At 48.6% G+C, this 4990-nt stretch carries 5 protein-coding genes and 1 pseudogene; 4 read left to right on the top strand and 2 right to left on the bottom strand.

All coding sequences use genetic code 11. The features are described from left to right. Nucleotides 1-224: 224 nt before the first annotated feature. From HA494_06285 to HA494_06275, 3 genes and pseudogenes are all read left to right on the top strand, one after another. Nucleotides 225-386, top strand: a pseudogene (locus tag HA494_06285) (recombinase family protein). Next, a complete protein-coding gene (locus tag HA494_06280) occupies nt 361-1608 on the top strand; it encodes a transposase (GenBank protein NHV97377.1) in 1248 nt (415 codons plus the stop codon). The pseudogene HA494_06285 and the gene HA494_06280 overlap by 26 nt, the downstream one beginning before the upstream one ends. Nucleotides 1609-1660: 52 nt before the next feature. After that, entirely contained in the window at nt 1661-1930 is a 270-nt protein-coding gene (locus tag HA494_06275; GenBank protein ID NHV97376.1) for a hypothetical protein, read from the top strand. Here the strand turns inward: HA494_06275 and tnpB are convergent. Beyond that, the gene (gene tnpB, locus HA494_06270; GenBank protein ID NHV97375.1) at nt 1899-3101 is read right to left on the bottom strand and encodes an IS200/IS605 family element transposase accessory protein TnpB; all 1203 of its coding nucleotides are present in this window, start codon (nt 3099-3101) and stop codon (nt 1899-1901) included. The genes HA494_06275 and tnpB overlap by 32 nt on opposite strands. Before the next feature lie 226 nt (nt 3102-3327). Between tnpB and HA494_06265 the strand changes: the two genes are divergently transcribed. Beyond that, on the top strand, nt 3328-3963 hold the full coding sequence (locus HA494_06265) for an HAD hydrolase-like protein (protein ID NHV97374.1): 636 nt from the start codon (nt 3328-3330) through the stop codon (nt 3961-3963). Here the strand turns inward: HA494_06265 and HA494_06260 are convergent. Continuing rightward, nucleotides 3956-4990: hypothetical protein (locus tag HA494_06260; GenBank protein NHV97373.1), on the bottom strand; the 1035-nt coding region annotated here is incomplete at its 5' end. The two genes, HA494_06265 and HA494_06260, sit on opposite strands and share 8 nt — an antisense overlap.

Here is a 4990-nt window from a genome sequence, read left to right as displayed (position 1 = left end):
GTATAGCTGTTGATGAGGTGAAGATAGAGCGTAGGGGTGAACCCATATACCTGTTCCTCTGGGCTGCTAGAGATGTTGATACGAAGGAGGTTTTAACATTCAGAGCAAGCTTCACAAGATCATCACTAGACGCAGAAATATTCCTGAAGCAGATCCTCGAATACTGTGAGAACAAACCACTATTCCTCGTAGACAAGGGACCCTGGTATAGGGAAGCCTTCGAAACCGAAATAGAAGTAATAAACAGCGAAGAGAAGACTCCTAAGGGGGAGCTCGTCGAAGACTTGATAACCATTGTGTCTCATTTTGCTGGAAAGCTCTACGGGATGAGGTCTCGCAGATATAAGGAGGTTGTTGAAGGTGTCAGGAAGCTCGTATCAGGTTAGGGCATACAACATAAGGCACAGATATTATGTAAGCGAGTTTCTCGAAGCATATAGAAGGCTGCTTCAAAAAGCTGTGGACGAGATATGGGCTAAGATCAGGTGGGTTGAAAAGCGCGACGAGAAGGGGAGGAGAAGGCTCATACCAATAATCCCAAAAGACAACATCTTCAAGAACCACTATCTAAGAAATTTGCTGATGGAAGGCTGGGGCTACTCGAAGCACTACGTTGACTCAGCGATCAAACAGGCATACTCAATAATAAAGTCTTGGAGGAGAAGTTACGTTAAAGGAGAAAGGCGCAGAGAGAAACCAGTAGTTAAGAGGAGATTCGTTAGGGTCAAGGAAACACTCTACACCTTTAAGGATGGGGAGATAAAGGTCAGCGTAAAGCCACATGAAGAATACCTAGTATTCGACATTTCTAAGGCTTGGTTCCTCAGCAGAGCAGAGGGTGAACCGGGAGAGCTGATCTTAGGCGAAAAATACTTGACAGTGACGTTCAGGTTCAAAGCACAAGATGGGGGAGCTGAAGGTAAGGTAGCTTGGGATTGCAACGAGAAGAGCCTAGATGGATTCAGCCCAAACACAGGATGGATCAGAATAGACCTGACAAAACTCTTCCACATCCATAGGGTTTATGAATTGAAGAGGAAAAGGTTACAGCAGAAGGCTTCAAAGAAGCCCTCGCTTAGAAGAGTTTTGGCAAAATACTCCAAGCGTGAAAGGAATAGAGCTAAAGACTACTTTCATAAGCTGACAACCTTCATAGCGAGGGGGTTCAAAGGCTATACTCACGGCTTTGAACACTTAGGGAAGAACAGAATGCTCAACGGCTCAAATGAGCATAATAGGAACATTTCAAAGAGCGACTGGAAGACAATAATAACACTCATGAGCTACAAATCAAAGGTTGTGCTCCTCAACCCAAAGAACTCCACGAGAAGGTGCTCCGGATGTGGGATGGTCAATGCCCCGAAAGGAGCAATATTTGAATGCGAAAAATGCGGGTTGAAGATGGACAGGCAGCTCAACGCAGCCATAAACCTATACCTTCAGATGGAGGGGCTTCCTCCAACCCCAAACCTCTTCGATGAGTTGATGAGGGGTTGGAGCGGGTTCACCCTGACAGGGGAAGAGGCTGATGAAGGCTCCAATGAACTCAAGAGGAGCCTAAAGCTGCTGAATCCCAAGAGCTATGTAAGTCTATTAATGACTACGTAGCTCAGAACCCATTATTGAAGAGGGGTTAAGGCTTGGCGAAGGGATCCTCATATTGCTAACGTCTTCAGACATCTACACAGCTGGTGTGAACTATGTGTTTGGGTTGGCTGTGAAGGGGTGTGCAGTGGTTTCTAAGGCGAGAATAGACCCAGCCTTCTGGAGTGGCGTAGATGAAATTTACGTATACACATCTAAGGGTAGGCTCTTCTTTGAAAAGCAGTATGGGAAGGTTCTTCTGCACGAAGCTGGGCACACCCTAGGGCTACCGCACTGCTCAAACGAGTCTTGTGTCAGCTACCCACGGATAAATCTGTGGGCTTGAAGCTTGGGGTGGTTTGATGCCATCCTCCACACCCCTCATCCTTCAAGGCGTGCCTGCTGACGGAGGCACCTCCCTCAGGAATCTGGCTCCAGAAATAGGTTTTGGGGACGCCTACTTTAGGAGCCGCCTTGAGGGCGATGTTGAGGCTGGCTACGCGATCCCTATCCGCTTCGTAGCCGCATCTGTCGCATTTGAAGTAGACGTAGCCTCTCCAATTCTCTTTGCTTACGTGCCCACACCGTGGGCAGGTTTGGCTCGTGTAGCTGGGAGCAACTTCTTTTATGAGTGTTCCCTCTCTTTCAGCTACACACTTCAAGGCGTGCCTAAAGAGTGCGTAGGGTATGCGGTTAACCTTCTTTCGGCTCTTCTTGCTCCACTCACCTCTATGCTTTCTAAGGTTTCTGAGCTTTTCGACGGCTATGTTGGCGTTGAACCGTTTAGCAAGTTTGACTACTTCGTTGGCTATCTGCCAAATTCTCGTATTAACATAGTTTTTCTGCTTCCGGCTAAGCTTCTTGAGTTTGAGCCCAGCTTTGCTAGAGCCTTTATCACGGTGGTTTTGAAGCTTTGCTCTCCTCTCTTCGAAGCGGATTTGCCTAGTAGATACGTCTTGCCCCAGATAGGTCTGTTTAAGCACCTTATCTTTGCTAACGATGGATACAGCGATCTTAGAGCTGTTGATGTCCACACCCAACCAGTTTTCCCTTCCTTCGGGTTCTGGAAAGTCCTTAGAGAGAACAGCGAGGAAGCTCAAGTCTCGCTTCATAATTATGCTTGTTATCTTCCAGCCATCGTTGAGATGCTCTTGAAGCCTCCTGTATGCGCCGTCTTTTCTTACGGGGAGACCTATGCGTTCACTACTTACTCTAAGGCTGAGAACGGGGTTGCCACGCTTCGTCTGCTTGAAGCTGAAGAGCCGTTTGTCAAATCTCACCACACACCTTCTGATGCCTTCATCCACTGTCTTCCTCACGCTCCAAGCGTAGCTCGTAGCCTCCACGATGAGCTGAGACGCAACACTATATCTGCTTCTGAAGACAGCGTATGTTTTCTTATGCAGCTCCGCCCTCGACTTCACGCCGCCGACGCAGCCGAGGGCCATCCTTAACGACGCTGAAAAACTTCTGATATGCTTCGCTAAGCAACCTTTCCTTAGCCTTCGTAGGCTCAAGAAGGTTCAGAGGCACACACTTTCTCGTAGGCGTCCCCGAAAAGGGGAAGAGAAAAACTCTTGTAAAAATATGTCGCAATTCCTCTCCACGAGTGAAGTCGGGAGCCTCCTTGTGACAGGGCTGGTGAGTGGTTCTGCCAACCCTGCTTGGAGAAGCTGAGATCTGCGCTAGGTAGATGAGTCACCTTTTAAAAGAAGGGGGGTTGCTACTGGTTGGGCGGTTTGTTTGAGGGTTGTATCGTTCGATCTAGACGGCACCCTTGTGGACTACAGCTTTGTGAATGCTGTTTGGTTCGAGGGCGTCCCCGCACTTCTAGCTAACGCCAGGGGCACATCTTTTGACGAGGCGCTTAAGTTGGTTAATGAGGAGTATGATAAGGTTGGTCCTAGTAGGCTTGAGTGGTATGATCTGGGCTATTGGTTGACTAAGTTCGGGTTAAGGGAGGAGCCTAATCGGCTGCTGCATCGATTCAAAGATAGGTTGAAACTCTACCCCGACACGCTCCCAGCCCTCAACAAGCTACGTAGAGCGGGCTTTACATTAATTATAATAACTAGCGCTACCCGCGACTTCATCGACATAACACTCACATGCACAAACCTAGCACCCTTCATAACCAGAGTCTTCTCCACAACCTCTGACTTCGGTAGGGCGGGTAAGGATGAAGAAGTCTACCTAACTGTGCTTGCTGAGCTCAACCTACAGCCCTCAGACCTCTACCACATAGGAGACAGCATAGTCTTCGACTTCGAGGTCCCTAGGAGGGTTGGTGTAAAGGCGTATCTGCTAGATAGAAGCGGGAAAGAGAGGGGCGAATTTGTAGTAAGAAGCCTGGAGGAGTTCGCCTCAAAGATCACTTGATCTTCTCTACATCACTATATGCTCTTACTGTCAGATAGGGTGCACCATCTCTTCCTACTTGGCTTGCCACACCCCTGAGTAGGAGCCGCTCACCTGGGCTTATATTGAGCAGCTTTTCGTGGAGCTCTCGCCAAGCATTCAGCCTAATCTCTCCTGTTTCGTCGCCTACTATCAACTCAGTTTTCTTTACGCTAGCCCCCTCTTTCGTATAGATGTCTTGTGTCGATGGTTTGGTTAAGGCTATCACCTTAAGGAAGAGTTTGTCAGATCCGCCTTTGACGTCTTTGACTTTGACGAGTAGGTCTGCGGTCTTTGGTATGGTGCTTTCATCCTCCCTTACCAATTTTATATCCGAGGCTGTAGAGAGTACGGGTCGCTGCGAAGCTACCTCAACTAGCGCATCATAAGGTGTCTCTGTAATCGTCTGTAGCGCTTCGCCTTTAACCAGATACGTTACTGCTTGCCCTGATTTATCGAGCAGCAATATGGTTGCTGCTTCGCTTACTTGGGTTGGCGAACCCTTTGATACTAGTCTAAGGACCTTTCCGCTTACTTCTAACTCGTAGGGTATAATGGTTGTCGCTTCATCTCCGTGTAGCTCGACTTCTCCGTTGGGTAGGGTCTTGGAGCGCACGCCAGCTATCAGCACACCTTCACCAACCCTTATCTTACTTGAAACTTCTGGGCTGATGTCCCAGAGTACAACTCTTACTCTCCGCTCACCCCTCCCTTTAAGGTAGAACTGTGTCACACTCCCCAAACCATCTTTCCTTGGGAACTCCGAATGTTTGGGTTCAGAGTCGACTACACCTTTGACTACGAGGTTCCGTTCAGCGCCCTTTACATCCGCAACATCTCGACTAACTCCATCCAAAGTTATGAAGTCCTCGTCTTCAATTAGGGTCTCGATGTAGCCCTTGCGGCCTACGTGCAGCACCGGTTTACCATCTAACCCAGCCCTAACATACCCCTTCACGACTCTAATTAGGCTGCCCGCTTTGATCGAGAGCCGCTCCGAGCTTTCAGC

The sequence above is a fragment of the Nitrososphaerota archaeon genome (genome assembly GCA_011605775.1).
GTDB lineage: Archaea > Thermoproteota > Nitrososphaeria > Nitrososphaerales > JAAOZN01 > JAAOZN01.
The sequence above is the reverse complement of the archived record's forward strand: the minus strand, read 5'-3'. Positions and strand labels throughout refer to the sequence as shown.